This is a genomic window from Candidatus Paracaedibacter symbiosus (assembly GCF_000757605.1).
Classification (GTDB): Bacteria; Pseudomonadota; Alphaproteobacteria; order Paracaedibacterales; family Paracaedibacteraceae; genus Paracaedibacter_A; species Paracaedibacter_A symbiosus.
Genome location: NZ_JQAK01000004.1, coordinates 1 through 2,500, shown reverse-complemented (window position 1 = coordinate 2,500; position 2,500 = coordinate 1). Strand labels below are relative to the sequence as shown.

The window sequence follows — 2,500 nt, the reverse complement described above, 5'->3', positions numbered from 1 at the left end:
TTAGGGCTGTCATCAAAGAGGGCATATTTTCTCCCCACATCCATTCATTGTCAGAATGTAAGAAAGTAAGGGGTGATGAACTTATACCTTGCTTGGAATCAATAACAACATTTTTTCCAAAATAGGTGTCTCTTATAAATTCTCCGGTAGCTTTGCGTAACTTAGTACCATATCCTTTGCCTTGATAAGTGTCTAAAATATCGGTCGTTACACTTCCCATAAGGGTGTCATTTTTTAGAGTATGGTCAATGGCTTGGGCGCCAATAAGAATATTATTATCATAGGCAAGATAAACACCAAAAGGACTTTCAAGAGAATATTTTTCAGCGTCTCCTTTATACGTATCAACACGTCCGGTTTCTTCTAATTCAAGAGGAATATTATGCTCACCATAAACTTTTTTAAGTATAAGGCCATGTTGGTTAGGAATCTCTTTGATTTCTTCGCTAGATAAAGCAAAGCAACTGATTAGAAGGTTAACAATTATGAGAAGATTGAATGGTTTCAAAAAAGCGCTCAATTTATTTCTCCAATTATATTATCTATTCGGCATTAATTTTATAATAACAATCAATATTAAGTCAATCGTCTTTTTTAATGAAGTTAAGATTTTATTTTTTATTTAAAAGAAATTTCAAATGCTGAGCTTGATTATAAAATATTTGGGCTAGAGCTTGATCATACGTTTGCATCGTTTCTGCAGCTTTCTGATAAATAAGGTGGGCATCAAGAAGATCTTGCTCAGTTACATTTAAATTATTTTGGCTTAAATAAACGGATTCAAATTCTCCGGCTTTCTGAAAATATTGGAATTGTAATAATTTAGAAAATGCATTCGAGCATTGCTCACCAAGGTTATAATAAACTTTAGCAATCGTATCATAATCTTGTGGGGTTGCTTTGTTTCTTAACTTTTCCAAACGTCTTAATTCAAGGTCAAGAATTATTCTAAAGCGATGAAATTTTTGTTCATCTGAGAAGGTATTATTCCACAAAACAACGTTATATAAAGCACTTGAGGTCATTCTTAAATCATTTTCTGTTGCTTCATTGCCTTTATATCCCGTCCGAATAAGATGGAGATGAGCAGAGTATTAATGGTATGGACCTGCCTTGTTGGTCTCAATAAGCTGAGGCATGCACGAGCTCATAGGCTCAAAAACAACAAAAGGAGGTCCACATGGAAATAAAAGCATTAGGAATTGATCTTGGCAAGAACTGGTTTCATCTTCACGGGATTGATAAAAGAGGAAAGCCTGTGCTTCAGAAAAAAGTCAGTAGAGAAAAATTACCGATCGTTATCGCCAATCTTCCTGGTTGCTTAATTGGAATGGAAGCTTGTGCGGGCGCTCATTTTTGGGCTAGATGCTTTCAACAGATGGGGCATGAAGTCAAGCTCATAGCGCCTCAATTTGTTAAACCTTATGTAAAGAGCAATAAGAACGATCAAGCAGATGCAGCGGCTATATCTGAAGCTGTCACCCGCTCTCATATGAGATTTGTCCCTATAAAATCTTCTGCTCAACAAGAGATATTAGCTATCCATCGCGTTCGTGAGCGTCTTGTACGGGTAAAAACAGCTTTAACCAATGAGATTCGAGGGTTACTTTTAGAACAAGGAATTACAATTCCTCAGGGAGTCAGCAAGTTTGAACAATTTTTAGCAAATCTACTAGATCCTGAAATTGAAGAACTCAGTCCTCTTTTTAAAGGCCTTTTAGGGGAACTCGTTGAAGAATTCAAGCTTGCTAAAGGAAGAGTAAAGAGACTTGAAGAACGTCTCCAGCGACTTGGGAAGGAAGACAAAGCCGTACAGCGACTAATGACGATTCCTGGAGTTGGCCCCATAGGAGCTTCTGCTCTTGTTGGATCAATTGGAGATATTCGACAATTTAAAAATGGTAGAGAGTTATCTGCCTGGCTTGGGCTTGTGCCAAGGCAACATTCAACAGGAGGTAAACCTCGACTTTTAGGAATTAGTAAAAGAGGAGATTTATATTTACGAACACTTCTTATTCATGGAGCTCGGGCTGTTATAAGATGGATTAGCCAACGTGAAAAACCTGTATCTTCTCTGGAGAAATGGGTCTTGGATATTATTGAACGGCGAGGAATAAACCGAGCAATAGTTGCGCTCGCCAATAAAATAGGGCGAATGATTTGGGCTCTTCTTGCAAAAGAAGAAAACTATAGAATGCATGCAACTGTATAATTTAGAAGAGTTTCGTATCTGAAGAAAGGCCATAGGAGAGAAAAATTGATGGTGAGTATCGGTCAAACCACTTTGAGAAAAATCCGCATTACATTGAGGCTCTTGGAAGCCGAAGTATTGATAGGGATTTTTCAAAGGCGGATTTCCATCAGGGCTAGAGGGGAAAATACCCTATCATTAAGCCGTATACATAACTGCAGCCGATTTTCTTTCATCAATTATTTTTTTCAAAAAGCCTTGATTCAGTCGGCAGGTCCATACATCATGTAATGGATTGCGGTAAGGATT

2 protein-coding genes are annotated in these 2,500 nt (G+C 37.6%); one reads left to right on the top strand and one right to left on the bottom strand.

What is annotated here, in order from left to right; all coding sequences use genetic code 11:
* Nucleotides 1–611: 611 nt before the first annotated feature.
* Nucleotides 612–1,025: a hypothetical protein gene (locus IG80_RS0108500; protein ID WP_032113656.1), complete on the bottom strand. Its 414-nt coding sequence runs from the start codon at nt 1,023–1,025 to the stop codon at nt 612–614.
* A 155-nt stretch (nt 1,026–1,180) separates the two neighbouring features.
* On the opposite strand from IG80_RS0108500, the gene IG80_RS0108495 reads away from it, so the two are divergent.
* Entirely contained in the window at nt 1,181–2,212 is a 1,032-nt protein-coding gene (locus IG80_RS0108495) for an IS110 family RNA-guided transposase (RefSeq protein WP_032113655.1), read from the top strand.
* Nucleotides 2,213–2,500 lie beyond the last annotated feature (288 nt).

Coding starts and splice junctions, on each gene's coding strand:
- IG80_RS0108500 (WP_032113656.1), bottom strand. CDS start 1,025: ATGACCTCAAGTGCTTTATATAACGTTGTTTTGTGGAATAATACCTTC.
- IG80_RS0108495 (WP_032113655.1), top strand. CDS start 1,181: ATGGAAATAAAAGCATTAGGAATTGATCTTGGCAAGAACTGGTTTCAT.